Below are 25,062 nucleotides of genomic sequence, written 5' to 3' on the forward strand. Positions count from 1 at the left end.
CAACGTCCCTCCGCCGATCGCGGCATGCGAAAGGCCGGGCCCGGATAGCTCCGTGCCCGGCCCGTTCCGCCCAAGGTCAGGCGTGCCTCCGCCTTCGCTCCGGCCATGCGTGGGCTGAGGACGGACTGCGTCCGATCGCACCCATCAGGCGGTCGCCGCGAAGGCAGGCCCCAAGGCAGGCTCGGCGACCGGCTCGATCGCGTAGGCCAGGATGTCGGCCACGTCGGCGACCGGCCGGACGTCGAGCGCGGCCAGCACTTCCGCCGGAACGTCGTCCAGATCCGGCTCGTTGCGCGCCGGGATGAACACCGTCTTCAATCCGGCCCGCTGGGCGGCGAGCAGCTTCTGCTTCACGCCGCCGATCGGCAGCACCCGGCCGTTCAGCGTGACCTCACCGGTCATGCCGACGTCCGATCGCACCTGACGACCCAGCGCCAGCGACACCAGGGCGGTGACCATCGTGACGCCCGCGGACGGCCCGTCCTTCGGCACCGCACCCGCCGGGAAGTGGATGTGGATATTGCGATCCAGCACCGACGGCTCGATGCCGATCTCCTCCAAGTGCGAGCGCACGTAGGTCAGCGCGATCTGTGCCGACTCCTTCATGACGTCGCCGAGCTGGCCGGTGAGGGTCAGCGAGCGCTCGCCCTCGGCGGCGTTCGCCTCGATGTAGAGGACGTCGCCGCCCGCGCCGGTCACGGCGAGGCCGGTGGCCACACCTGGGACGGCCGTGCGTTCCACCGAGTCGGGAGTGAAGCGCGGACGACCCAAGTAGTCCTTCAGGTCGTCCAGACCGATCGTCAGGGCTCCGGCGTCACGCTCGACGTCGTAACCCAGTTCGGGGTCGTAACCCGATCCGGTTTCGCGCTCCGACAGCCGCGTGGCCGCTTTGCGCAGCGCCTTGGCGATCAGCCGCTCCATCTGCCTGACCCCGGCCTCCCTGGTGTAGTCGGCGGCGATCTCGCGCAGCGCTTCCTCGCTGATCGACACCTCCTCGGCGGTCAGCGCGTTGCGCTCCAGCTGCCGCGGCACCAGGAAGTCGCGCGCGATGGCCACCTTGTCGTCCTCGGTGTAGCCGTCGACGGTGATCAGTTCCATCCGGTCCAGCAGCGGGCCGGGGATGGTCTCCATGACGTTCGCGGTCGCGATGAACAGCACGTCGGACAGGTCCAGGTCCAGATCCAGGTAGTGATCGCGGAACGTGTGGTTCTGCGCCGGGTCCAGCACCTCGAGCAACGCGGCCGCCGGGTCGCCGCGGAAGTCCGAGCCGACCTTGTCGATCTCGTCCAGCAGGACGACCGGGTTCATCGAACCGGCTTCCTTCATGGCCCGCACGATCCGGCCGGGCAGCGCGCCGACGTAGGTGCGGCGGTGACCGCGGATCTCGGCCTCGTCACGCACGCCGCCCAGGGCCACGCGGACGAACTTGCGGCCGAGGGCTCGCGCCACGGACTCTCCCAGCGAGGTCTTGCCCACGCCGGGCGGACCGACCAGCACCAGCACCGCGCCGGACCCGCGTCCGCCGACCACCTCCAGGCCGCGGGCGGCCCGGCGAGCGCGGACGGCCAGGTACTCGACCATGCGGTCCTTGACCTCGTCCAAGCCGTGGTGGTCGGCGTCCAGCACCGCGCGGGCGGCCGAGACGTCGGCGCTGTCGGTGGTCTTCACCGTCCACGGCAGCTCGAGCACGGTGTCCAGCCAGGTCCGGATCCAGCCGGATTCCGGGCTCTGATCGCTGGCACGCTCCAGCCTGCCGACTTCGCGCAGCGCCGCCTCACGCACGGTGTCGGGCAGGTCGGCCTGCTCGACGCGGGTGCGGTAGTCGTCGGCGCCGTCGGGCTCGTCCTCGCCGAGTTCCTTGCGGATCGCGTTGAGCTGCTGGCGCAGCAGGAATTCGCGCTGGCTCTTCTCCATGCCCTCGCGCACGTCTTCGCTGATCTTCTCGCTGATCTCGGCCTCGGCGATGTGCGCCTTGGTCCACTCGATCAGCGTGGTCAGCCGCTCGGCCGCGTCGGGGGTCTCGAGCAGTTCACGCTTCTGCTCGGAAGTCAGGTACGGGGCGTAACCCGCGGTGTCGGCGATGGCCGACGGGTCGGTCAGCTGATTGACCGCGTCGATGATCTGCCAGGCCTCGCGGCGTTGCAGCACCGAGACGACCAGCTTCTTGTATTCGGCGGCCAGTTCCTTCGTGCGACCGTCCGGAGCAGGCGTCTCGACCGGCTCGGCCTCGACCCACAGCGCGGCCCCCGGCCCGGTGACACCGTGTCCGATCTTGGCGCGCCGTTCGGCCTTGAGGACGGCCGCCGGGGCTCCGCCGCGCATCCGGCCGACCTGTTCGATGGTGGCGACCACGCCGTAGGTGGCGTAGCCCTCGTTCAGCCGCGGCGCGAGCAGCACGGCGTCGGTCTTTGCGGCGCGCGCGGCATCGATCGCGGCCTGCGCCGATTCGTCCAGTTCGATGGGCACGACCATGCCCGGCAGCACGATCGGATCGGTCAGGAACAGCACCGGCAGGTTCTGAGGTGTAGTCACGTCTTCGACCTTCCAAAAGTTGAGCGATGCCTACTCAACCCCGGGGTGTGTGGGTTTGTTCCGCCCCGACCGGTCCGTTCGCTGACGGCGAAGTGCCGACCGGTACGGCCCCCGCTTCGCGTTGACACCCCGTCCAAGGCAATGAGAACGTTGGGGCCTTGATATCTCATACCGGCGGTACCGCCGGATCGGCCTAGGGAGTCCCATCGATGTCGTCGCTCGCCGCTGGCGTGTTCATCGACTGGGAGAGCGTGACCGGGCAGCCGAAATTCGTAGTCGACCTGATCACGTTCCCGATCTTCAGCGCGCTGGCGGGATGGCTGACGAACTGGACCGGCGTGCTGATGCTGTTCTGGCCGATCGTCTTTCGCGGCATCCGCATCCCGGGCCTGCACGTGCTCTATCCGTACTTCCCCCGCCGGGTGCAAGTGCTGCCGACCTTCTCCGGCGACGGCCGGCGCCTCGGATTCCAGGGCTTCATCCCGGCGCGGGCGGAGAAGATGGCCAGCATCTGCGTGGACAAGGCCCTGATGCGGATCGGCAGCCCCAAGGATTTCATCCACGAACTCGATCTCGACGGCATCGCCGACTACATCGCGGTGCTGGCGCGGCAGCAGGTGCGCCCGCTGGTGGACGAGCTGATGCACCGGGAGAACCCGGACCTGTGGCGTACGGTGCCGCGCGCCGCCAAGCAGCTGATCTACCAGCGAGTGGATCGGGAACTGCCCGCACTGTCGCGCCGCGCGTTCGCGTCGCTGGGCGACAACGTCGACCAATTGATCGGCATCAAGGGTTTCGTGATCCGCTACCTGCAGGACAACCCGGCCATTCTGAAGGACTTGACCACCACCATCGCGGCGCCCGAACTGCGCTTCATGGTGCGCATCGGCTTGCTCGGCGCGCCCTTCGGCGTGCTGCTGGCTCTGTACCTGCACGTGCACCAGCAGATTCCGGTGCTGGGCTTGGTCCCCGGCTGGGTGATCGTGCTGCTCGCCTCGGCGGCGATCGGCGTGATCGTGAATGTCATCGCGGTGAAGATGGTGTTCGAGCCGGGTGATCCGCAACCGAGGTACAAGTACCTGTGGAAGCAAGCACTACTGGCCAAACGGCAGCCGCAAGCGGCGACCGATCTGGCGCACATCCTGGCCTACCAGGTGCTGACGCTGCCGAATCTGTCCAAGGAACTGCTGGAAGGCCCGAACGGGGACAAGACCAGGCAGTTGCTGGAGCGCTTGATCGCCGACGAGATCCATCGTCAGCTCGGGCCGACCACCACACTCGTGCGGGCGGCGCTGGGGCGTCGCCAGTTCGACAACCTCACGGTGGGCGCGGCGGGCGCCGCGGTCGGCTTGGCGCCGACCCTGGTCGAGGACGAGGAATTCACCCGGGAGCAGGCCAAGACCATCGACGAGTTCGCCGCGCGTAAGCTGCGGCGGCTCACGCCAGGGGAGTTCATGGAGATGTTCTACGCCTCCGTCGAGCAGGACGCCTGGCTGCTGTATCTACACGGTGCGGTCCTCGGACTCGTCGTCGGAGCCGCCCACTTGATCCTTTTCGGCTGGTAGCAGGGCTGCCTCCCCCAATATAAAACAAGCGTGCTTGCCTTTTTTTGAGCTCGCTGCGATGCTGGACGACGGTGGCGCACGAGGCGGTGGGCCCGGAACCGGCAGGGGCACAGATGGCTGATCTAGAGGCGTTGCTCGGCGACTTCGCCGACGAATGCGCGGACCTGGAACGACTCGTCGCCCCGCTGGCGCCCGCGGAATGGGCGCGCGCCACACCCGCGCCCGGGTGGACCATCGCACACCAGATCGGGCATCTGGCCTGGACCGATGAGATCGCGGCGATCGCCACCGCGGACGCCGCCCGCTTCCAGCAGTTGCTGACCGAAGCCGGACCTCGCGCGCTTACGTTCGTCGACGAGGCCGCCGAGAAGGCCGCGACCGAACCGCCCGCCGAGTTGCTCGACCGCTGGCGGCGTGGGCGCGCGTCGCTCACCGCCGCACTGCGCGCCGTGCCCGCGGGCGCCAAACTGCCGTGGTTCGGCCCGCCCATGAGCGCCGCGTCGATGATCACCGCCCGCATCATGGAGACCTGGGCGCACGGGCAGGACGTGGCCGATGCCATCGGCGTGCACCGCTCGCCCACGGCGCGGTTGCGCACCGTGGCCCATATCGGCGTGCGCACCAGGAATTTCGCCTACACCGTGCACGGAAAGACCCCGCCCGCAGCGGAATTCCGGGTCGAACTCACCGCGCCGGATCGCACCGTCTGGTCGTGGGGCCCCGAGGACGCCGAACAGCGGGTGACCGGACCCGCACTCGACTTCTGTCTGCTGGTGACACAGCGCCGCCATCCGAACGATCTGGAAATCTTGGCGCACGGCGACGACGCCGCGGAATGGCTCACTATCGCACAAGCTTTCGCGGGACCGACGGGCGAAGGAAGGACAGCGGGCCAGTTCGCCTGACCCGCCCACACCCGGCCCGATCCATGCGGAATCGGGAGCGGGCGAGCGCCACACTTGGGTGCGCCGTGTTCATGTCGACGGCCGGACGCCGTTGGCCGGGTGTCTCGAGATGGCAGTCGAGAATGGCGCTCGCCAGCTACCCGAATATTTACCCGCCCGTGCGTTCACGGAAACATCGATGCCATGCACACCAGGGCGCACCGGCTCGCACCGTGCCGCGCCCTGTTGTGATTCCGCTCTCTTCGATGAGGTATGCCCCTCCACCGCACAGGTAATCTGGTCAGGCGTACAGCTTTCCATGGTGCTGATCGCCTGTGGGGAGCAGCGTCGCAGGGAAAGGAGCGCATCGTGACAGCACACCGACCTGCCCAGGTCGCACGGCATGCCGCCGTCGTGCTCGCCGGTGCGGCCAGTCTCAGCCTGACCGTCGCGGCCGGCGCCTATATCGTCCACCAGATCGCCGATACGCAGCGCCCCGATACTCCGATCGCCGCGCCGGTCACCCCAGCCGCCCCGGACGAGCCCGATCGCGGACGAGGCACGGGCTTCTATCCCGTGCTGACCGGCAACAGCTTCGTCTTGCCCGCAGCGGTTTCCGCTCCGCGTGCCCGCCAGCCGGAAATCGCCGAGCCGCAGGTCGATTCGCCTGCCACACCGCCTGGGCGCACGCCGCTGGGCGGGAGAGTTCGATTCGGTGACGCCTACGTCGGCGCGCAAGTCGCGGAGAGCGCGGCCGACACGGTCTCGGTCACCGTGGACACGAATGCCTTGACGGCGCTCACGGGTCTGTTCCGCTCCGGCTCCATGCCGGAGCAACCGGGCGCCGTGACCACCATGCGCACCGACCTCGATACCCAGCGCGGCGAGGTGCGAGTGGCATTCTCCGACCCGAGTCTGGGCGAGCACGACCTGCGCCTGGATCGGCACCCCGCTCCCGCGGCGAAAGGAACCGACGAACGCGCGTCCACGCACGGCGCAGCGGATTCCACCGTGGTGTGACACACCGTTTACCCTGCTCGGCATGAGCGCCTACGACTTCTGCGTCATCGGCGGCGGCATCGTCGGCGTGGCGACCGCGCACCGGATTCTGGTGCGCCATCCCGGTGCGAGCCTGGTGCTGCTGGAGAAGGCAGAGCGTCTGGCAGTCCATCAGACGGGGCACAACAGCGGCGTCATCCACTCCGGCATCTACTATCCACCGGACAGCCTGAAGGCCGAGCTGTGCCGCCGGGGTGCGCGATGGACCAAGGATTTCGCGGCGGCACACGACATTCCGTACCGGGTCTGCGGCAAATTGCTGGTCGCCACCGACGATGCCGAGTACGGACGCATGCTCGCACTGCATGAACGTTCCGTCGTCAACGGCGTGGCCGTCGAGCTGATCGACGCCGCGGAGCTCGCGCGGCGAGAACCGCGCGTCACCGGTGTCGGCGCTCTCTTCGTCCCGGACACCGGCATCATCGACTTCACTCGGGTGACCGAGGCGCTGGCCGAGGAAGTCCGCTGCGCCGGTGGCGAATTCGTGCTGGGCGCCGAGGTCGCGACGCTCACCGAGACCTCGGACGCGGTGACCGCCGCCGGCCCGACCGGGTCGTGGACAGCTCGCCGCCTGGTGGTCTGCGCGGGGCTGCAAGCCGACCGGATGGCACGAGCCGCCGGGCTGCACACCGACTTTCGCATCGTTCCCTTCCGTGGTGAGTACTACCAGCTGCCGCGGGAGCGCAACGGCCTGGTCAGCACGCTGATCTATCCGATCCCCGATCCGGAATTGCCTTTCCTAGGCGTGCATCTGAGCCCGACGATCGACGGAGCGCTCACGGTGGGTCCGAACGCGGTGCTCGGTCTCGCGCGGGAGGGCTACCGCAAAGGCAGTCTGGACCTGCGGGACGCGCGAGAAGTGCTCGGGTTCCCGGGTTTCCACCGCGTCGCCAAGGCGAACGTGCGCACCGGCCTGCGAGAGCTGCGCAATTCGCTGTTCAAGCGGGGATACCTGGCACAGTGCCGCCGCTACTGCCCGGAGCTGACGCTCGCCGATCTGCTCCCCCGGGAAGCGGGAATTCGCGCGCAAGCGGTATTGCGAGAAGGAACCTTGGTGCACGACTTCATGATCGAGCGCACCGAGCGCTCGGTTCATCTGCTCAACGCCCCTTCACCTGCGGCGACCTCGGCCATGCCGATCGCGGAATACATCGTCGACCAACTCTGAGCGCGCTGCGGAGGAGCCTTTTCCCAAGCAACTACTCGGTCGCAATCTTGCGATTCGTCGCATCGAATCGCGCCGAGCCCTCGAATAAAGAGGAGAGCTGTAGTACTTTTAACGCCAGTCGTGGAACAGGGAGGGCCTATGGGCCACATCAAGTACGCGAGTGACGTCGGAGCGCCCGTCGAGGTCGCTTTCAACTACACGGACAACCATCTATTCGTACCGGATTGGATGTTCGGGATCGCGGACTTCGTACCGACCGGCGACCAGGACCGCGGACTCGGCGCGGTCTTCGCCACCACCAGCCGCCTCGCGCTCTGGCAGCCGACCGCCACCTGCGAGATCACCGAATACCGTCGCAACGCGGTGATCGGGTACGCACTGCGCGGACATTTCTCCGGCACACTGCGGCTGCGCTTCGACCCGCTCGGTTACGGGCGCTCGGTGCTGACCTCCGAGGCGGAGTACAGTCCACCTCGCGGAGTGCTCGGACGCCTGAGCGCCGGCCTGCTCGACGCCGCGGTGAGAACGGCGTTGCGCCGCACGGAGTCGCGGTTACGGAGGGAGATAGAGGAATTCCACGGTACCGATCTTGTCGGTCGGATTGCGTAGGGTGCCAGCCATGATCATCGTGAGCACCGACGGATCCTGCCTCCGCAATCCCGGCGGCGCCATCGGCTGGGCTTGGGTCAATCATCAGGGCTCCTCGGCGAGCGGGGGAGCCGCTTCCGGAACCAACCAGGTCGCGGAGTTGCGCGCGGTGCTGGAGGCGATCGTCGCCCACCCCGGGTCCGAACCCCTGCTCATCGAGAGCGATTCGCTCTACGCCATCAAATGCGCCTCGGAGTGGGTGTCGGGATGGCGGCTCAACGGCTGGCGCACGTCGACCGGTGGGGCGGTGAAGAACGTCGAACTCGTCCGGCAGATCGATCGGGCCATCGCGAGCAGGCCGGGACCGGTCCGGTTCCGTTGGGTCCGCGGACACGTCGGCAACTATTTCAACGAGCAGGCAGACGCACTGGCCGGAGAAGCGGCTCGGCAGGCCGCGGTCACCGCGGCTGTCGCCGAGGCGAACACCGTGGAAATGCTCGCGGTGACTGTGGAGGAAACGCCGACGGCGCCGGAAGCGCCGAAAGACGAGGCCGCGGGGAAGGCGGCCGCGCCGTCGGCGCCACAGGCTCTGACGCTGTTCTGATGCGCCCGCCGAAGGGCCGCGAGCTGCCCGAATGACCTCCGGCGGTGGTGGCTCGGCCCACCGCCGGAGGCGCTCGGCTAGTTGCCCGGCTGCGGTACGGGCTGACCAGATGGTGCGGGCTGCCCCGGGGCGCCCGGCGCGGGAGCACCGCCCGGCGCGGGAGCGCCCGGTAGGCCGGTGCCCGCGCCCTTCAACATCGGCGAATCGAGCTTCTCGACCAGCCACTTGTCGCCCGACTTGTGCAGCTGGGCGATCACCACGACGAACTGCCGCTCGGGGTTGGCCTGGGTGAAGTTGGTCCGGTACTGCGTGAGGGTCACCAGCACCTTGGCCGAGGTCTGGTCACCGGACTGGTAGCCGCACTGCACGTCATCGACCCAGGACTTGACCTTGGCCTGCACCATGGCGTCCTTCAACGCCTTGGTCGCGTCGTCGAACTCCTTGAGGAACTCGCCCGACGAGCCCGCCTTCACCGTGGTGAAGTAGTCGTCGAGGTTCTTCGAGTAGTCGTAGACCGAGACGTCCTTGCCGAACGCGCACGCGGCGTTGGTCGAGTCGCGGATCGCGTCGAGCTTGTCGCCGCGGTCCTTACCCTGCAAGAAGAACACGACCACCGCGGTGATCGCGGCGACCGCGAGCACGCCGGCCGCGAACGCGGCCACCAGCGGAAGCGAGGTGGATTTCCCGGCCTTGTCTGCCTTCTCCGCCTTGGACAGGTCGGGCTTCGCCGCGCCGGCGGCATCCTGCGACTTCTCGGTCACCGCGTCGGTGTCGTGGTCGGAGGCGGGCGTGGTCTCGGCGTCCTTGCCGGTCTCGGCGTCGTCGGTAGACATCGATAAAACCTGCACTTTCCCGGCGCGCGTCGGTGCGCACCGATTGGCTTCAGCGGCCCGCGACAGCGAACCTTACGGGTTCCACCGGCGAGTATGCCCGCCCGGCGGGACGACCGCCGGGCCGGGTACGACTCACCGCACCGGAGGCAGCGTCCGCTCGTTGGGATCCACGCCCGGCGGCATGTGCGCGCCGTTGTCGGGCACGTCGGGCCGCGGCGCGTTGGCGGCGCCGCGGATCTGCTGACCCGGCGGCGGGTTCTCACAGTAGTTCCACTTCGGGATCGTGCCGTCCTGCACGACCTCGTTGCGGATCTTGGGAGTGTTGTAGGTGCAGAACGGCCGCGGCCAGATGTCGATCATCGCGTGGAACTCGCCGTCGTGCGCCGGAATGCCGAGCGCTTCGCCACCGAGCGCGAGCGAGGGGAACAGCGCGCGCAGCGCGGGCAGTCGCAGCTGCGCCGCCTTCGTGATCGCCTGGAAGTTGGTCGCCAGGCTGGTGATCGGATCGGCCGTCTTGTCCACCACCGCGCCCAGGCTGGTGAGCTGGCCCGGCGCCGTCTCCAGCACCCGTTGCAGTTCCGCGTTCGCCTTGTTGAACTGCTCGAACAGCACGCCGGAGTTGCTGGTCAGCGTGGCCAGATCGGGCTGCGCCATGGACGTGGTGTTCGCGATCGTGCGCAGGTTGGTGATCAGATTCGTGGTCTGCGGCAGCAGCGAATCCAGGCCCGCCATCGCCAAGCTGATGCCGTTGACCAGCCCGCGCAGCTGATCCGGGCCTCCGCTCAGCGCGATGTCCAGCTCGTTCAGGATGACCTGGAAGTGATCCGGGTCGATCTGCGCGATCAGGGCGCTGGAGTTGTCCAGCACCGACCACACCGGCGTGGGCGTGTGGATCTTGTCCGGATCGAACTTGATCACCGCGCCGTTGGCCAGATACGGCCCCTGCTCGGCGTTCGGCCGGAAGTCGATGTACTGCTCACCCGCACCGGACAGCGCTTGCACCGCGATCTGGGTGTCCACCGGGATCTTGTACTTCGACTCGATCTGCGCGGTGGCGGCGATGGCCTGGCCGCGATCGGTCAGCTGGATCGAGGTCACCTTGCCGATGCGCCAGCCGCGCAACGTCACGTCGTTGCCCGGCTGCAGACCACCGGAACGGTCCAGATTCACCGTGACCGTGTAGTCGGACCGCAGCGGGTTCACCCGCATCACGTTCACCATCAGGTAGGCGGCGCCGACCAGCAGCACGAGCACCAGACCCAGGTTCGACAGGAAGATCTTGCTTCCGAACACTTTGCGCACGGAGGTCATCGCTGGCCTCCCGCCACTCGACCCTGAACGAGTTGGAGCACCTGGATCAGGCTGCCCGCGAAGTCCTGCAAGTCGTTGAGATCCTGGAGCTTGCCGTGCTGCGGATCGGTGAGCGCGCTGATGTCCAGGTTGGTCGCGGTCGCGTACACCGCGAAACTGCTGCCGCGGAAGGTCGCGTCCACCTTCGGCCGAATTACCCGCAGCCGATCCAGCAGGACGCCGAAGCCGTCACCGGTCTTCGCGATGGCGTCCATCAGCTGGCGGGTGTTGTCCAGCAGCCCGTTCAGGTTCTCGGTCGAGGTGTTCGCGTAGTCGCCCAGCGCGGCGCTGGTGGTGGACAACTTGGTGAGCAGATCGCCGAGGGCCCGGTTGTTCTCGGCGATCGCGCCGATCATCTGCGGCAACGTGTCGGCCACCTCGCCGAGCTCCGAGCGCCGCCCCTCGATGGTGTTGGCGAGGGTGCTGAACTCGCCGAGCACGCTGTCCACCCGGGCGGAGTTGGCGTTCAAACTGCCAACCACTCCGGTCATCTCGGTGATCAGATGGGCGAGCTGCTCGCCACGCCCGCCGACGATGGAGTCCAGCTCCGAGCCGAGCTTGGAGAGGCTGGCGATGCCGCCGCCGTTGAACAGCATGGAGACCGAGATGAGCAACTGCTCGACGGTCGCGCCCGCCGAGGTGCTGTCGATGGTGAGCGTGTCGCCGTCGTGCAGCATTGCCGCGCCGGGCTCGGTCTTGGGCTTGGACACCGCGACGAACACGTCACCGAGCGGGGTGGCCTGACGCAGTTCCGCCGTGCTGCCCTTGGGCAACTCGATGTCCTTGCGGATGGTCAGGTCCACGATGGCCTGGAAGTTCTTGGTCTTGATGTCGGTGACCACGCCGACGTCCGAACCGCCGATCTTCACCTTCGCTTGGTCGGGCAGGTTCAGCGCGTTCTCGAAGACCGCGTGGATGGTGTAGGTCTCCCCGCCCTGGCCCGGTTTCGGCAGCGGCAGCTTCTCCACGGTGAGCCCGCAGCCGGAGGTGACCGCCACACCGGCCACCGCGGCGACGGCGACCAGTGCCCTGCGTGCCTTGATCGTCATTCGGTACGTCATTTCGTCAGTCCGAGCAGTGCGGCGGTGAGCCCGTAGTCGGGGCCGAAGTCCTGCATGTTTCCGGTGCGGCAGCCATCGGCCTTCATCTGGATGCGTTCGCAGAACAGGCTGACGATCTCACCCGACAGCGCGGTGCCGATCACCGCGTGCAACCGGACGTACTGATGCTCGCGGTTGATGATGTTGTCGACGTTCTGCATGACCATCGGCGCCAGGTCGGCGACCTCGGTGAGGCCGCGAGCGTTGTCGCGCAGCTGCTGGGTCACGTTGGTCAGACCGGTCATCGTGCCCTGCAACTGGTCCTGGTACTGCGTCAGCGTGGTGCTCGTGTTCTGCAGGAAGGCGAGCAACTGGTCGAGTGTGGCCTGCAAGCCGGGAGCCTGTTCGGCGAGCAGGCCGGTCATCTGGGTCACCCGGTTGCTGAAATCGCGCACCGACTGATCGTTGTCGGCCAGCATGGTGGTGAGGTCGTTCAGCTTGATGATGATGCTGGAGATCGCGTCCTTGTTGTCCACACCGACCTTCAGCGCGCTGGACAGCGCGTTGAGGGTGTCGCGGATCTTCTCGCCGTTGCCGTTGAGCATCGGGTACAGCACTCGACCCGACAACGGGCCGAGGCCCTCCTGTCCCGGCTCCGGCTTCAACGCGGCGGCGAACTGATCGATGGTCTTGATCATCGTGTCCAGCTCGACCGGGGTCTTGGTGCGGGCTTTGGGCAGGTGCGAACCGTCGGACAAGGTCGCGCCGCCGGTGTACACGGGGGTGAGTTCGATGTGCCGGTCGGTGACGATGGACGGCGAGATGATCGCCGCCATCGCGTCCTGCGGGATCTTCACGTCCTTGTCGAGGGACATGTGCACCTCGATCAGCGTGCCCTTGGGCACGATCTTGTCGACCTTGCCCACGTCGAGCCCGAGCACCGTGATCGGGTTGCCTTCGTAGATGCCCGCGATGTTGTCGAAGTCGGCGGTGATCCGCAGGGTGTTGCCCAACGCGTCGTTCACCGAACTCGGCAGCAGCGAGCAACTGCCGACCGTCAGCGCGGCGGCGCTGATCAGGAGCGTCTTCGCGACGGTCCTCAGCGGAAAGCCCGTGCGAAATTTCATCCCTGGCACCCCTCGATAACTTGGGCGAAGCACAACCAGTTGTCCGGGAAAAGCCACGGCAGGCCGACATCGCCGTACGGACCGCTGCCACCCCAGGAGTTGGCCAGGTAGCGCAGGGTCGGCGGCATGAGCGACAGCATCCGATCCAGGTTGTCCTTGTTCTTCTGCAGGCCCTCGGCCATGGTGTTCAGCTGCTGGATGGTCGGGCCGAGCTGATCGTTGTTCTCCGCGCCGATCGCCTCCAGCTGCTTGGTCAGCGCCGCGACGTTGTCCAGCAGTTGGCGCAGCAGCGCCTGGCGCTCCATCACCCGGTTGGCGATGGCCTCGCCCTGGGTGATCACCAGCAGGATGCTGTTGCGGTTGTCGGCGAGGATCCTGGTGACCCGATCCAGATCCTTGAGCAGGGCGTCCACTTCGGTCTTGCGGCTGTCGATGACCTTGGCCAGCGCGCCGACGCTGTCCAGCGCCTGGGCGGTGAGCTGGGGCGAGCCGTTCATCTGCTCGTTGATCAGGTTCAGCGAATCGGCCAGCTTCTTGGTGTCGAGCGCCTCGAACTTCGGAGTGCCCACCTGCACCACGTCGGCCAGGTTGTACGGAACCGAGGTGTTGGACACCGGGATCCGCTTGCCCTTCAGCCCCGAACCGTCGCCCGGCTCGAGGTCGACGTACCTGGCGCCGAGCAGCGTGGCCATCTTGATCGAGGCACGCGCGTCCGGGCCGAGTTTCACGTCGTCGCTGACGCTCAGCGTGAGCAGCACGTGACTGCCCTCTAGTTCGGCGCCGACCACCCGGCCCGAGGACACCCCGGCGATGTTCACCTTGTCGCCGACCCTGATGCCCGCGGCCTGCACGAACTCGGCCTTGATCGACTGCTCGCCGACGCCGATCAGCTTGTAGACGCTGGAAACCAACAGCAGCACCACGATGAGGGCGCCGCCGATGATGCCCAACCAGAAGTACCGGTTGCTCTCGAACCTGGACCTGAGCTTCGTCATCATGGGCGGCACACCGCCGAGTGCGAGGTGCCACCGATCTGGGAGAACAGGCCGCGGGGGAACAGGACGCCGTAGAGCGACACGTCCAGGCCGCACAGGTAGGCGTTGGCGTAGCCGCCCTCCGAGGTGTGCCTGCCCGCCGCCGACAGGACGTTCGGCAGGTCGATCGCGGCTTGGTCGAGCTTGGCGCCGTTGTCCAGCAGTAGCGTCAGCGCCGCGCTGGTGGAGTTCTGCGCCGTGCGCAGACTCGGCTGGACCCGGTCGAGCATGCCGACCACCGATGTGGTCGCGCTCGCGATCTGCTCGGTCGAGGCGAGCAACGACTGTCCCTGTTCGTACAGCCCGCCGATCAAGGCCCGGGTCTGGGTCACCAGGGTCTCCAATTCATCACCTCGTTTCGCCAACCCGGACATCACGCCCGACAGGTTGGTGATCACATCGGACAGGATCGCGTCTCTGCGCTGGAAGTCGGTGGCCAGCTGGGCGGCCTGGACGATGAACGCGCTCAGCGAGACGCCGTCACCTTGCAATGCCTGGATGAAGGTTTCCGACAGCCGGTTGACCTGTTCGGGCTGCAACACCTGGAACAGCGGCTGGAACCCGTTCAGCAGACCCGACACGTCGAACGACGGCTCGGTGCGGTCGATCGGGATGGAACCGTTGTTCTTCAGCGGCGCGGGGTTCGACCCCTTGCCGGGGGCCAGCGCCACGTACCGCTGACCGATCAGATTCTGGTAGCGGACCAGCGCTTTGGTGTCGTTGTAGATCGTCTGGTCGCGCTGCACCACGAAGGTGACCTTGGCGACCGACTTCTTCAGCTTCCCGTCGCGGCCGAGCTCGATCTTCTCGACCTTGCCGACCCGAACGCCCGCCATGCGGACGTCGTCGCCCTCGTGCAGGCCGAGCACATCGGAGAACGTGGCGGAGTAGGTGTAGGTGTCGCCGCTGACGATGCGCGCCAGCGTGTTCCACACCACCACCGTCACCAGGATCGACACGATGGCGAAGATGCTGAATCCGATCAGCGGTTTGCGAATGCTCATCGTGCGGCACCGTTGTCGGCCACCTGCATGGTTCCGCCCTTCAGAATCGTGCTCAGCAGCAGGTATTCGGCGGTGGTCGGCGTGCGGCCGAGCAGCGCGGTGATCGCCGAGTCACCCCGGTAGGAGATCGGCGCCGCCGACGGCGTGCCCCCCGGCGCGGCGGCCGGAGCCGAGGGCGCGGGCGCTGGAGCCGCGGCGGGCGGGAGCAGTCCCGGGGGCAGCATCGGGAACAGACCCTCGAGCGGGGTGCCCGCGAACGGAGCGGGAGCGCCGCCGGTCGGGGCGGCCGCGGTGGCGCGGTTCGGATCCGGGGTGGTGACGCCGGGAATCAGCGGCAGACCGGGCATCGGCACCACCGGAGGAAGCCCGGCGGCCGAGGCGAGCGCGCGCGGCTTCAGCTGCTCCGGCAGCTCGCCGACATCGGCGACGGCGGGGGCGGTGTAGCAGCTCGGTCCGACCATCTCGCCGTAGCGCGGGCAGTCGGCCACGGTGTAGGGCCGGTATGGGGTGAGCGTGATGCCCGCGTCCCAGACCTGCTGCTTCTGCGGACCCCAAGTGAACGTGGTGTCCATCCGGCGCATGGTCTCGCTGAGGTTCAGCAAGCTCCTGGTGATCGCGTCGGGGTCCGCGGCGAGGGCGCCGAACATGTCGTTCGTGCCCGCGGTGACCTCGATGCCCACGTTCGGGTTACGCGCGAACAGGTCGTTCACCGTGTCGATGGTTCCGCTGCTGCCGGTGATCAGCGAGACCAGCTCGCTGCGCCGGTCGGCGATGGTGCGTGCGGTCTGCACCGAGCTGCCGAGCACGTCGACCAGCTCGGGCGCGGACTGGTTGAGCGCGTGGAACGACGCGGAGAAGTCGCCGAGCAGCACACCGAGATCGGGAATCGACTCGTCGACGGCCAGCAGCCAGCGGTCCAGCCGATCGACGGTGGAGCCGGGCATCCGGCCGCTGCCGTCGAGAGCCTGCGACAGGGTGCCCAGCACCCGGCCGAACTGCACCGGATCGATCTTGTCGAGGATGTTGCGGACCGTGGTGAGCGTGTCCTGCAGCGCGATGGTGCCCTTGCTGCGGTCTTCCTCGATGACCGAGCCCTCGTGCAGGTACTGGTCGGCCGGACCGTTGAAGACGAGTTCGACGGAGGTGACGGCGAACAGGTTGCTCGGCACCACGCGAGCGGTCACGTTGGACGGGATGTCGCCGGCGAACTCCGGCTTCATCTCGATCCGCACCTGCTGCAGCTCGCCCTTGGCCGCCACGTCGACCGTCTTCACCGCGCCGACGAGCACGCCGCGGAACTTGACGTCGGCCTGCTCGGGCAGACCGTCACCCGTGGTGGTCAGGTTGGCGGTGACGTTGACCTTCTCCTGGAAGTAGCCCTTGTAGCGCAGCATCAGGAAGCCGAGCACCAGCGCGAACACGACCAGACCGCACACGCCTGCGATGAGCAGCTGCCGCATCGTGGGCCCGCGCCCACTGGGATCGATGATCATCTGGTGTCTACCCCGAGATCCGGATGCCGGGGTTGACGCCCCAGATCGCCAATGTCATGAACAGGTTCGCGAAAACGACCGCGATGATGCACATCTTGATCGCGCGGCCCGCGGCCACGCCGACGCCCTCGGGGCCACCGGAGGCGAAGAAGCCGTAGTAGCACTGGATGAACGTGGTGATCGCGACGAACAGGATCGCCTTGATCAGCGAATAGATGACGTCGGTCGGGACGAGGAACTGGTAGAAGTAGTGCTGGTAGGTGCCGGTGGCGGTGCCGCCGATCAGCTGCACCGTCAGCGAGCAGGAGACGTAGGCCATCGTGAGGCCGAGGCAGTAGAGCGGGATGATGGCCACCATCGATGCGAACATCCTGGTGCTGATCAGATACGGCAGCGGCCGGATGGCGATGGACTCCAGCGCGTCGATCTCCTCGGAGATGCGCATGGCGCCGAGCTGCGCGGTGAACCGGCAGCCCGCCTGAGCGGCGAAGGCGAGCGTGGCCAACAGCGGGCCGAGTTCGCGAGTCGTCGCGAACGCCGAGATCGCACCCGTGATCGGACTCAGGCCGAGCAGGTTCAGCGAGTTGTAACCCTGGATGCCGACGGTCATGCCGCCGAACGCACTCAGAATGACGACGACGCCGATGGTGCCGCCGCCGACGACGAGGTTGCCGTTGCCCCAGGTGACGTCCGAAAGCAGGCGCCACACTTCCTTGGGGTAGTGCCGCAGCGCCAGCGGGATCGAGCCGATCGAACGCAACAGGAAGAACACCTGGTGGCCGAGCCTGGCGAGCAGATCGACCGGAGCCTGCGCGGATTTCCGGAACGCCTGGAGAGGCCGCAGCAGCGGCGGTACATAGGTTGATGACACCGGCTCAGACCACCTGTGACGGGAATAGTGCGTTGTAAACCTGGGTGATGATGAGGTTCACCCCGAACAGCATGATGGCGGAGCTCACCACGGCGGAATTCACCGAGTTCGCGACACCGCCGGGACCGCCCCGGGTGTTCAATCCGGTGTCGCAGGCGATGATTGCCGCCAGCAGACCGAAAATCAGCGATTTCGCCAGAGCGACAAGCAGATCGGTGGTAACCGCGAACGAAGAGAAGGTGCCGACGTAGGAACCCGGCGTACCGTTCTGCGCGAAGATATTGAAGATGTAGCCGGTCAAGAAGCCGACGAAGACGACGAAGCCGCACAGCAGCACGCTCACCAGCATCGCCGCGCCCAGACGCGGAGCGACCAGCCTGCGCATCGGATCGACGCCCATCACCTTCATGGCGTCGATCTCCTCGCGGATGGTGCGCGAGCCGAGATCGGCGCAGACCGCGGAGCCGACGGCGCCCGCGATCATCAGCGAGGTGACCAGCGGAGCGCCCTGCTGGATGATGCCGAGGCCGTTGGCCGCGCCGATGAACGAGGTGGCGCCGACCTGCCCGGCGACCGAGCCGACCTGAATCGAGACGATGACGCCGATCGGGATGGCGACCAGCAGCGTGGGCGCCGCGGAGACGCTGGCCATGAACGCGCACTGCCGGACGAACTCAGCGAAAGGGAAGCGCCTGCGGAAAATCGAGACGAACAGTTCGGCGACAGCGGCGAAGCCCATCGTGATCTGTCTGCCGAAGGTCTCCAGCGAACGCTTGGGATGATCTTGCCAGTAAGACCTCGTCCAATCGACCGCACCACTGAACCGTGACCCTGATGGTGGACTCTCGGTCGACTGCACTGGCTAATCCTCCTCGACGCCGGTTGGTAGCCCCGGCGACTCGTTTGCTTGACGCACCTTACTACGGAGTAGTGCAGAACACACCATCCACTTGTGATCGCAGTCATAGATGTTCCTCACCGTCGCCGGAAAGCAATGGTTAGGACGCGGAACATTGGGAACGACACCAAAGTTGACCAGCCGAGATCTGGCACAAGCTACAGCCGAACTGCGGGAATGCCCGATCGCTTCCGGTCATTCGGCGAATTACTTTGGATAATTCTCATCGAAAATCGGATTTGTTTCCGGACACCAACGCGACGCCTCCTTACTATCACCGAGGCACGAACGGCCACACGATTTTCACAATTGCGATAGCGAATCGCTATTGGGCTCGTAAGATACATTTGGTCACAGTTGTATGAAATAGGATTGAAGCCCCGAGCAGTGGGGACAACCCCGTAGTGGTGACGCGCCCGAGACCGATTACTGACACGATGGGTGCGACAGATTGATATCGTGCGGGCTTCCGACGTCTGGAGGGACATGTTCAGCAAACTCGCCAAGGTGGCCAACGCCGCCTTCGCCGTCGCCCTGGGCGCGGCGCTGCTCGGCACGGGCGCAGGGGCCGCTGACGCCGACCCGGGCCCGCCGGTGTTGGGCGGTGGATCCGGCATCATCATCGACAACCAGTTCGAGTGCACGGTCACGACGGTCGGCCACGACAACGCGGGCCGTCTGGTCGGCCTGACCGCAGGTCACTGCGGCGACCCTGGCGCACAGGTCTACGCCGAATCCGATCGGGGCTCTGGCGTGATCGGCCGGTTCGCCTACTCCAACCACGATCTCGACTACGCCGTCATCCAGTTCGATCCGGGCAAGGTCACCCCGGTGAACCGGGTCGGCAACGTCACCATCACCGGAATCGGCGCGCCCGCCAGCTTCCCGCAGATCGTCTGCAAGGAAGGGCGCACGACCGGCAACACCTGTGGTCTCGCCTGGGGTGACGTCTTCCGGACGAACGTCGAGACCTGGAGCCAGATGTGCGTGGTCGAAGGCGACTCCGGTGCGCCGGTCGTCGTCGGTACGACGCTGGTCGGCATGGTGAACGCTTACCTGGCCATCGCCTGCTTCGGTCCTGAGGTCGGGACCAACATGAGCGCGATCATGGCCGACATCAACGGGCGCGGCGGTGTCGGGGCGGGTTACATCCCGATCTGATCGCCGACGAATCCCGATGAGCGGCCCGAACGCGAGCGACGCGTTCGGGCCGCTCATTTTTCGCTGGGCGCCACCGCCGGACCCGCGACCGCGCACTGCGGCATGCAGTCGACGCTGTCCAGCGTGGGTGCGTGCCGCTCGGGACGCAGCAATACGGCGGCGAGCACCGCGCCGGTCACCAACAGCCCGGCGCTCAGCCACATCGCGGTGGCGAAGCCCTGGTCGAAGGCGGCCGGGTCACCCAGCGCGCCCGAAATGCCCGCGAGTCCGGGCAGCGCCGCCACCGCGAGCAGTTGCGCGGTGCGCGCCACGGCGTTGTTCACGCCCGAGGCGATGCCCGCCTCGCTCGCGGGCACCGCGCCGAGCACCGCACCGGTGAGCGGCGCGACCAGCGCGGCGAGCCCCAGCCCGAAGACGAGAACACCGGGCAGTACATCGGTGAGATAGGTGGTGTCGGGCCCGATGCGCTGCAACAGCACCAGGCCCGCCGCCGCCAGCAGCGGTCCCGTGGTCATCGGGATGCGCGGTCCGTGCCGCTGCGCCCAGCGCCCGGCGGGAGCCGACAGCGCCAGCATGATCAACGTGATCGGCACGGTCGCGACGCCGGACATCAGCGGCGAGTACCCCGCCACCAGTTGCAGTTCCAGCACCAACAGGAAGAACACGCCACCGAGGGCGGCGTAGACCGCGAGCGTCACGAGGTTCGCCGCGGTGAACACCCGCGAGCGGAACAGCGAGGGCGGCACCAGCGGGTGGTCGCTACGCAGTTCGATCACGACGAACGCCAGCAGCAGCGCGACGCCTGCCACGACGAGGACGGGCATCTTGTCGATCAGTCCGAGGGTCAGCGCACCGAGCGCCAGCGCCACCACCAATGCGCCGGGCACGTCGAGTTCGGGGGCGGCGTCGGGATCGTGGCTCTCGGGCACATGCCGCAACGCGACCAGCACGACCACGAGGGTCAGCGGAACGTTGAGGAAGAAGATGGAGCGCCAGCCCGCGATGTCGATGAGCCAGCCGCCGAGGAACGGGCCGAGCGCGCCCGCCACACCGCCGAAGCCGGACCACAGGCCGATCGCCGCGCCTTGATCTCGCCGATCGATGGACGAGGAGATCAGAGCCAGACTGCCCGGTGTGAGCATCGCGCCCGCGACGCCCTGCAGGATCCGGGCCGCGACCAGCAACTCTATGGTCGTCGCGACGCCGCACAGCACCGAGGCGACCGCGAAAGCCACGGTGCCCCAGACGAACACCCGGCGACGGCCGAGCTTGTCGCCGAGCGACCCGCCGAGCAGGATGAACGACGCGAGGGTCAGGGTGTAGCCGTTCAACGTCCATTGCAGCCCGGCGACGTCCGTGTCCAGCGATTCCCCGATCCGCGGCAGCGCGATGTTGACGACCGTCGCGTCGAGCGAGGCGACCGACGATCCGAGGATGGTGGCCAGCAGGATCCAACGACCGGTGCCCGACCGCAGCCGCGGTAGCTCGGTGGTGCTCACCTACCCCAACCTAGTGGCAGGCAAGCGTTGGGAAGTCCGGGTCAGAGTTCCTGGACGCAGATGACGAAACGGCGCTTGTCGTAGACGTATCCGGTGCCGCTGCCGCAGACGTTCACATCATCGGCGCTGTCCACGCGCTTGACCACCTTGACGCCCTTCGCCGGGGAGGAACCGGTGCAGTCGATGCGCTTGGGGTCGTCACCGCCGACGTCCATGCAGCCGCCGACCACCCAGTCGATGTCCAGGCACAGCGCGCCCTGCTCGATGCCGTTGACGGTCTCGGCGTAGTAGTTGTCGGCGTCGCTGCTGCACTGCGAGCTCTTCGCCGCCTTCGCGATCACCTTGTAGTTCGACTCGCGGCTGCCGCACGACGCCTTCTCGATGGTGGCGTTGGTGGTGGTGCCGCCGAGCTTCACGCAGTCGCCGATGCTCGCGTCGAAATCGGTGTTTCCGCTCGGCTTGCTCGGCGTCGGCTTGCTGGTGCTCGGCGTCGGCCTGCCCGAGGACGGCTTCGGCGTGTTGGTCACCGACACCGCGTCGATCGTCCCGTCCACGGCAGGCTGGGCGGTACCGCTGACCGTGGAAGTGCAGCCGACCAGCGACAATCCGGCCGCGACGGCCAATCCGGCGAAAGCGAGACGACCCCAGGTCAGTTGACGAGACACGTACAGTCCTCCCGAGCTGTAACGCCGGCGAACTCACGCCCCCGTGATCCGAAGTTGCCATGCTGCGCTTGAAATACCACGCCATGAATACACCATCGACCGAGCGCACGTCGAGCCGGAGCCGGAAACGAACCGCCGCCAACGGCTCTGGGTATGGTGGGTTTCTGGTGCGAGAGGAGTCCCCGGTGAAGCTGATCAGCGCAATCGTGTGTTCGACCGCCGCGATCGGAGGCTCCCTCTTCGTTCCGGGTATGGCTGCCGCCACCGATGTGCACTGCCGATCCGAGCACGGAACCGATGTCACCCTCATCGATGGGGAGACGGCCTGCCGCGCGGCGACCGATAGCTACGGCCAGGCCCGTGCCACCGGGATCGACGGTGTGGGCTACGCCAACGCGACCTCGGGCGCGACGGCCATCGGGATCGGCGCGGCGGGAGGCGTCGGTGCGAGCGAGGGCGCGGGCGGGGTCCCCGTCGCGCTCGGTCTCGGCCCGGACGCCGTCGCCATGACCTCGACCACGGAACCGGGCATGCGGACTTTCGCGATCTCGATCGCGCTGGAAGGGTCGCGAGCGGGGGTGGAGACCGCCGAACAGACGGTCGTCTGTCTGGGCGCGGCGGCCTTCGCGTGGAATGCCGACAGCGGCGACGCGTGCCTCGCCACGCCTTTTGGGCTCTGGCGCACCCATGGAACGGGTTACCCTGGTTGACCAGCCCGGCTAACGGCGGTCAGGAGGTGACCCCATGGTTTCGGCAATGGCGGCGGACGACTTCGAACCCGCCGATTCGGCGAGCGGAAAGCTGACGGCACCGCATGAAATGCTGGTCGATCCGCGTTTCATCCGGCTGGCAGATCAGTTCTTCGGCCTGTTCGCTCAGCCTGCGCGCGGTGGCGGGGCGCTCGCGGTCTACCTCGACGGCAAGCCGGTGGTCGATATCTGGGCGGGCTGGGCGGACAAGGAGCGGCGCTGGAACGGCGATACCGTCGCGCTGACCTTCTCCACGGGCAAGGGCGTGGCCTCGACGGTCGTCCACCGCCTGGCCGAACGGGGTCTGATCGACTACGACATTCCGATGGCCGAGTACTGGCCGGAGTTCGCCGCGCACGGAAAAGACGACATCACCGTCCGTGACGTGCTCTGCCACCGCGCCGGCTTGCACCGGGTGCGCGGCCTGGTTCCCGGCCGCGAAGGCATCCTGCACTACGACGCCGTGGTCCGCGCCCTGGCCGAGAGTCCGGCGGACCCCCGGCGCATCCGCACCTCCGGCTATCACGCGATCACCTTCGGCTGGCTGGTCGCCGAACTCGTGCAACGGGCGACGGGCACACCGTTCACCGAGGTGTTGCGCACCGAGATCGCCGAGCCGCTCGGCATGGACGAGTACTGGTTCCGCGTCCCGGAATCCGAACGGCACCGGATCGCCAAGATCTACCGCCACCTCGGGCCGCCGGGAATCCGCTGGAACACCGCCTCCTCCGTACTGTCCTGGGTGCGGCCGGTGCGCGGCCTGGCCGAGGCGGGCATGCCGGAAAGCTTCGACGAACTGGTCCACGACCCCCGTGTGCACGACGCGGTGATGCCGGGCTGGAATGGCGTGTTCTCCGCGCGCGCACTGGCGCGTATGTACGGCGCGTTGGCCAACGGCGGCGTGGTCTACGCAGCCAATGCGGACCGGAAGCCGCCCGGGGTCGGCGCCGAGCAGACCGTGCGGTTCCTGGATCCGCGGACGATCGAGACGATCGGGCAGGTGCAGCCCACCCAGAGCCGGGACTACGTGCTCGGTGTGCCGATTCATTTCACACTCGGTTACCACCGCCCGGTACTGATGTCCAAGCAGCAGCCGAGGCACGCGTTCGGCCATTACGGCGTCGGCGGGTCCGGCGCGTACGCCGATCCGGATCTCCGCATGTCGATCGCGTTCGTCACCAACGGGCTCGGCAGCATGGTGACAGCGCTCGGCGACGCCAGGCTGGCGCGGCTGGCGGCGACGGCGCAGGGCACGGTGCGCAAGCACAAGCAGGCCGCGGGCTAGCTTCGAACCGCTCCGGTCGCGGCCTCGTGTTTCTCGGTATGGACGTGAGCACACCACGAACCGAGGCGGGTGCCTGCCGGGCGGGACCGCGTGTGCCGCGCGCGACCGTACTGCACGCCCTGGCCGCGGGCAGCGATTTCGATCGGTACTTCCGCTGGCGCAGGGCGCGGGAAGGCGACCCGTTCTACGTTCGATTTCCCGGCTTCGGCGCGGTGCTGTTCACCGGGACGGCCGCCGGCGCCCGCGAGTTGTTCCGCTCGCCGGCGAGGTTCTCCGAGCCGCCGCGTCCGAATCCGATCGAACCGATGGTCGGCGCCGCGTCGCTGATCCTGGCTTCGGGCCAGCGCCATCGCCGCGACCGCGCCCTGCTCACCCCCGCCTTTCACAGTGCCCGGATACGGGAGTACGGCGCCTTGATCCAGGAAGCCACCGTACGGGAGCTGGCCGGAGAGAGCGGTCAGAAGTGGGCGGCGGGTGCGCGTATCGATGCGCGGGCGGCGGCGCGAGCCCTCACGCTCCGCGTGATCACGACGGTGGTGTTCGGTGCACGCGACCCGCGGCGGCAAGCGGAGTACACCGCCGCGGTGACGGACTTCATCACCGCGTTCTCCGGGCCGTTGCTGCTATTGCCCACGCTGCGCCGCGGACTGCACGGGCACGGGCCGTGGGACCGGTTCCGCGCCGCACGCGAGCGGCTGGATCGGTTGATCCGAGCCGACATCGCACACCGGCGTCAGCATCCCGAGACACCATCCGCCGACGTGCTCGACATGTTGCTGTCCGCTTATCCCGACGACGCCGACGACGAGTTGTGCGAGCAGATACGGACCATGCTGGTTGCCGGGCACGAGACCACCGCAACCTCCCTGGTCTGGGCACTGTTCCGGCTGCACCGCGCACCCGAGACACTGGCCCGCCTGCGGCGCGAGCTCGACGACGCCGGCCGGGAGGCCGGTCCGGCGGAGCTGGCCGCACTGCCCTACCTCGACGCCGTCTGCCAGGAGACCCTGCGGCTGCACCCGCCGGTACCGATCGTCCTGCGTCGGCTGACCGAGCCGTTCGCGCTGCGCGGCGTCACGCTCGCACCGGGCCAGACGATGGGGATAGCGGTGCCATTGCTGCACTCCGATCCCGAGGTGTGGACCGACCCGGGGCGCTTCGACCCGTCCCGCTTCGCCGACCGCCGCTACCGGCCGTTCGAGTTCGCGCCGTTCGGCGGCGGCCATCGGCGCTGCATCGGCGCGACCCTCGCGGACTACGAGTTGCGGATCGCGCTGGCCACCATCCTGGCGCGGGTAAGCCTGTGGCTCGCCCCGCGGTATGCGCGCGGAAGCGTCCCGCTCTCGGTGCCGCACAATATCGCGACCGGTCCGCGTCGCCCGATTTTGTTCGACGTGGTCAGTGAGCTTCGTCACTAATCGGTTTGCCGTGAACCGTCTTTCGCGAATCGATCGACTGCGCTCCGAGGTTGTCCGGTCCGTCGTGACCGGCACATTTGCCCGCTTCGATACCCAATCAGAGCGTTTGTGACTCATGCCACAACAAGCACTGGTGCTGCATCAATCTGAAACGCGGGTGGATACGACGCGCGTCCGGACGGTAGGAATGGACGACGGGTCGGGCCGTCGATACCAGTGGGGCGCTCTTCTGGCT

General features: G+C 67.5%; 22 protein-coding genes. 10 read left to right on the plus strand and 12 right to left on the minus strand.

Annotation, left to right across the window (positions count from 1 at the left end; genetic code table 11):
• Positions 1–144: 144 nt before the first annotated feature.
• On the minus strand, positions 145–2,472 hold the full coding sequence (lon, locus tag ACFV2O_RS02235) for an endopeptidase La (protein WP_355078977.1): 2,328 nt from the start codon (positions 2,470–2,472) through the stop codon (positions 145–147).
• Between the two features lie 269 nt (positions 2,473–2,741).
• On the opposite strand from lon, the gene ACFV2O_RS02240 reads away from it, so the two are divergent.
• The 6 genes from ACFV2O_RS02240 (at position 2,742) to ACFV2O_RS02265 (ending at position 8,400) form a co-directional block, all read left to right on the plus strand.
• The gene (locus ACFV2O_RS02240) at positions 2,742–4,097 is read left to right on the plus strand and encodes a hypothetical protein (RefSeq protein WP_379249561.1); all 1,356 of its coding nucleotides are present in this window, start codon (positions 2,742–2,744) and stop codon (positions 4,095–4,097) included.
• A 113-nt stretch (positions 4,098–4,210) separates the two neighbouring features.
• Positions 4,211–5,002 (plus strand): TIGR03084 family metal-binding protein, encoded by a 792-nt coding sequence (locus tag ACFV2O_RS02245; protein ID WP_355078870.1) that lies wholly within the window; start codon positions 4,211–4,213, stop codon positions 5,000–5,002.
• Between the two features lie 348 nt (positions 5,003–5,350).
• On the plus strand, positions 5,351–6,001 hold the full coding sequence (locus ACFV2O_RS02250) for a hypothetical protein (protein WP_379249563.1): 651 nt from the start codon (positions 5,351–5,353) through the stop codon (positions 5,999–6,001).
• A 22-nt stretch (positions 6,002–6,023) separates the two neighbouring features.
• Positions 6,024–7,208, plus strand: coding sequence for an L-2-hydroxyglutarate oxidase (gene lhgO, locus ACFV2O_RS02255; protein WP_355078868.1), 1,185 nt, complete (start codon positions 6,024–6,026; stop codon positions 7,206–7,208).
• A gap of 138 nt (positions 7,209–7,346) precedes the next feature.
• The gene (locus ACFV2O_RS02260; protein ID WP_355078867.1) at positions 7,347–7,817 is read left to right on the plus strand and encodes an SRPBCC family protein; all 471 of its coding nucleotides are present in this window, start codon (positions 7,347–7,349) and stop codon (positions 7,815–7,817) included.
• 10 nt (positions 7,818–7,827) lie between these two features.
• Positions 7,828–8,400 (plus strand): ribonuclease H, encoded by a 573-nt coding sequence (locus ACFV2O_RS02265; protein WP_355078866.1) that lies wholly within the window; start codon positions 7,828–7,830, stop codon positions 8,398–8,400.
• A gap of 77 nt (positions 8,401–8,477) precedes the next feature.
• On the opposite strand, the gene ACFV2O_RS02270 is transcribed toward ACFV2O_RS02265, so the two are convergent.
• The 9 genes from ACFV2O_RS02270 to ACFV2O_RS02310 form a co-directional block, all read right to left on the minus strand.
• Positions 8,478–9,233, minus strand: coding sequence for a hypothetical protein (locus ACFV2O_RS02270; protein WP_379249565.1), 756 nt, complete (start codon positions 9,231–9,233; stop codon positions 8,478–8,480).
• 132 nt (positions 9,234–9,365) lie between these two features.
• Positions 9,366–10,544: an MlaD family protein gene (locus tag ACFV2O_RS02275; RefSeq protein WP_379249567.1), complete on the minus strand. Its 1,179-nt coding sequence runs from the start codon at positions 10,542–10,544 to the stop codon at positions 9,366–9,368.
• Positions 10,541–11,632: an MCE family protein gene (locus tag ACFV2O_RS02280; protein WP_379249569.1), complete on the minus strand. Its 1,092-nt coding sequence runs from the start codon at positions 11,630–11,632 to the stop codon at positions 10,541–10,543. The genes ACFV2O_RS02275 and ACFV2O_RS02280 overlap by 4 nt, the downstream gene beginning before the upstream one ends.
• An 8-nt stretch (positions 11,633–11,640) precedes the next feature.
• A complete protein-coding gene (locus ACFV2O_RS02285) occupies positions 11,641–12,750 on the minus strand; it encodes an MCE family protein (RefSeq protein ID WP_379249571.1) in 1,110 nt (369 codons plus the stop codon).
• On the minus strand, positions 12,747–13,745 hold the full coding sequence (locus ACFV2O_RS02290; protein WP_379249573.1) for an MCE family protein: 999 nt from the start codon (positions 13,743–13,745) through the stop codon (positions 12,747–12,749). Before ACFV2O_RS02290 ends, ACFV2O_RS02285 begins: the two co-directional genes overlap by 4 nt.
• Positions 13,745–14,788 carry an MCE family protein gene (locus tag ACFV2O_RS02295; RefSeq protein WP_379249575.1) on the minus strand — a complete coding sequence of 348 codons (1,044 nt, stop codon included), beginning with the start codon at positions 14,786–14,788 and terminating at the stop codon, positions 13,745–13,747. The genes ACFV2O_RS02290 and ACFV2O_RS02295 overlap by 1 nt, the downstream gene beginning before the upstream one ends.
• Entirely contained in the window at positions 14,785–16,281 is a 1,497-nt protein-coding gene (locus ACFV2O_RS02300; protein ID WP_379249577.1) for an MlaD family protein, read from the minus strand. The genes ACFV2O_RS02295 and ACFV2O_RS02300 overlap by 4 nt, the downstream gene beginning before the upstream one ends.
• Before the next feature lie 7 nt (positions 16,282–16,288).
• Positions 16,289–17,152: an ABC transporter permease gene (locus tag ACFV2O_RS02305; RefSeq protein ID WP_355078859.1), complete on the minus strand. Its 864-nt coding sequence runs from the start codon at positions 17,150–17,152 to the stop codon at positions 16,289–16,291.
• 4 nt (positions 17,153–17,156) lie between these two features.
• Entirely contained in the window at positions 17,157–18,011 is an 855-nt protein-coding gene (locus tag ACFV2O_RS02310; RefSeq protein WP_355078858.1) for an ABC transporter permease, read from the minus strand.
• A gap of 525 nt (positions 18,012–18,536) precedes the next feature.
• Between ACFV2O_RS02310 and ACFV2O_RS02315 the strand changes: the two genes are divergently transcribed.
• Positions 18,537–19,211: a S1 family peptidase gene (locus tag ACFV2O_RS02315; protein WP_379249580.1), complete on the plus strand. Its 675-nt coding sequence runs from the start codon at positions 18,537–18,539 to the stop codon at positions 19,209–19,211.
• A 53-nt stretch (positions 19,212–19,264) separates the two neighbouring features.
• Here ACFV2O_RS02315 and ACFV2O_RS02320 read toward each other — a convergent pair whose 3' ends face one another.
• Positions 19,265–20,710, minus strand: coding sequence for an MFS transporter (locus ACFV2O_RS02320; RefSeq protein ID WP_355078856.1), 1,446 nt, complete (start codon positions 20,708–20,710; stop codon positions 19,265–19,267).
• Positions 20,711–20,751: 41 nt separating this feature from the next.
• Positions 20,752–21,375 carry a hypothetical protein gene (locus ACFV2O_RS02325; protein WP_379249582.1) on the minus strand — a complete coding sequence of 208 codons (624 nt, stop codon included), beginning with the start codon at positions 21,373–21,375 and terminating at the stop codon, positions 20,752–20,754.
• A gap of 185 nt (positions 21,376–21,560) precedes the next feature.
• Here ACFV2O_RS02325 and ACFV2O_RS02330 point away from each other — a divergent pair, with 185 nt between their 5' ends.
• The 3 genes from ACFV2O_RS02330 (at position 21,561) to ACFV2O_RS02340 (ending at position 24,827) form a co-directional block, all read left to right on the plus strand.
• Positions 21,561–22,085, plus strand: coding sequence for a DUF6764 family protein (locus ACFV2O_RS02330; protein ID WP_379249584.1), 525 nt, complete (start codon positions 21,561–21,563; stop codon positions 22,083–22,085).
• Between the two features lie 109 nt (positions 22,086–22,194).
• A complete protein-coding gene (locus tag ACFV2O_RS02335; protein WP_355078973.1) occupies positions 22,195–23,409 on the plus strand; it encodes a serine hydrolase domain-containing protein in 1,215 nt (404 codons plus the stop codon).
• A 44-nt stretch (positions 23,410–23,453) separates the two neighbouring features.
• The gene (locus ACFV2O_RS02340; RefSeq protein WP_379249586.1) at positions 23,454–24,827 is read left to right on the plus strand and encodes a cytochrome P450; all 1,374 of its coding nucleotides are present in this window, start codon (positions 23,454–23,456) and stop codon (positions 24,825–24,827) included.
• The last annotated feature ends 235 nt before the right edge of the window (positions 24,828–25,062 follow it).

The organism is Nocardia sp. NPDC059691 (assembly GCF_042733915.1).
In the GTDB taxonomy this organism is placed as follows: Bacteria; Actinomycetota; Actinomycetes; order Mycobacteriales; family Mycobacteriaceae; genus Nocardia; species Nocardia sichangensis.

Coding starts and splice junctions, on each gene's coding strand:
- ACFV2O_RS02240 (WP_379249561.1), top strand. CDS start 2,742: ATGTCGTCGCTCGCCGCTGGCGTGTTCATCGACTGGGAGAGCGTGACC.
- ACFV2O_RS02295 (WP_379249575.1), bottom strand. CDS start 14,788: ATGAGCATTCGCAAACCGCTGATCGGATTCAGCATCTTCGCCATCGTG.
- ACFV2O_RS02260 (WP_355078867.1), top strand. CDS start 7,347: ATGGGCCACATCAAGTACGCGAGTGACGTCGGAGCGCCCGTCGAGGTC.
- ACFV2O_RS02315 (WP_379249580.1), top strand. CDS start 18,537: ATGTTCAGCAAACTCGCCAAGGTGGCCAACGCCGCCTTCGCCGTCGCC.
- ACFV2O_RS02335 (WP_355078973.1), top strand. CDS start 22,195: ATGCTGGTCGATCCGCGTTTCATCCGGCTGGCAGATCAGTTCTTCGGC.
- ACFV2O_RS02270 (WP_379249565.1), bottom strand. CDS start 9,233: ATGTCTACCGACGACGCCGAGACCGGCAAGGACGCCGAGACCACGCCC.
- lhgO (WP_355078868.1), top strand. CDS start 6,024: ATGAGCGCCTACGACTTCTGCGTCATCGGCGGCGGCATCGTCGGCGTG.
- ACFV2O_RS02290 (WP_379249573.1), bottom strand. CDS start 13,745: ATGACGAAGCTCAGGTCCAGGTTCGAGAGCAACCGGTACTTCTGGTTG.
- ACFV2O_RS02265 (WP_355078866.1), top strand. CDS start 7,828: ATGATCATCGTGAGCACCGACGGATCCTGCCTCCGCAATCCCGGCGGC.
- lon (WP_355078977.1), bottom strand. CDS start 2,472: ATGGTCGTGCCCATCGAACTGGACGAATCGGCGCAGGCCGCGATCGAT.
- ACFV2O_RS02300 (WP_379249577.1), bottom strand. CDS start 16,281: ATGATCATCGATCCCAGTGGGCGCGGGCCCACGATGCGGCAGCTGCTC.
- ACFV2O_RS02275 (WP_379249567.1), bottom strand. CDS start 10,544: ATGACCTCCGTGCGCAAAGTGTTCGGAAGCAAGATCTTCCTGTCGAAC.
- ACFV2O_RS02280 (WP_379249569.1), bottom strand. CDS start 11,632: ATGACGATCAAGGCACGCAGGGCACTGGTCGCCGTCGCCGCGGTGGCC.
- ACFV2O_RS02245 (WP_355078870.1), top strand. CDS start 4,211: ATGGCTGATCTAGAGGCGTTGCTCGGCGACTTCGCCGACGAATGCGCG.
- ACFV2O_RS02285 (WP_379249571.1), bottom strand. CDS start 12,750: ATGAAATTTCGCACGGGCTTTCCGCTGAGGACCGTCGCGAAGACGCTC.